The following is a 381-nucleotide window of genomic DNA, read 5'->3' on the forward strand; positions in this document are numbered from 1 at the left end:
GATCACCGGTGCCGAACGAGCACGAGACCGTCGGCGCCTACGCCCTCGGTATCCTCGACGACGCCGAGGCGACCGCCTTCGAGGCCCACCTGGCGACGTGCGAGTGGTGTGCCCAGCAGCTCGACGAACTCGCCGGGATGGAACCGATGCTGGCCGCGCTGGCGGACCTGCCCGACGCCGCCGGATCGCCCGCGATCGGCGAGTCGCTGTCCGCGAAGCCGTCGCCGCGCGTGGTGGAGAAGCTCGTCGACGAGGTGGCCGAGCGCCGGGCGCGCAAGCGCCGCCGGAACTTCTACATGGTCGCCGCGGCCGGCGCGCTGATCGTCAGCGGCCCGTTCGTGGCCGTCGCGGCGAGCGGCGGGGACGGCGGCAGCGGCGGCG

General features: G+C 74.8%; 1 protein-coding gene. It reads left to right on the top strand.

All coding sequences use genetic code 11. The features are described 5' to 3' along the window. Window positions 1-8 precede the first annotated feature (8 nt). Window positions 9-381: zf-HC2 domain-containing protein (locus tag LPA54_RS41970; RefSeq protein WP_308112940.1), on the top strand; the 373-nt coding region annotated here is incomplete at its 3' end.

The sequence above is a fragment of the Streptomyces sp. DH12 genome, assembly GCF_020873895.1.
Lineage (GTDB): Bacteria > Actinomycetota > Actinomycetes > Streptomycetales > Streptomycetaceae > Streptomyces.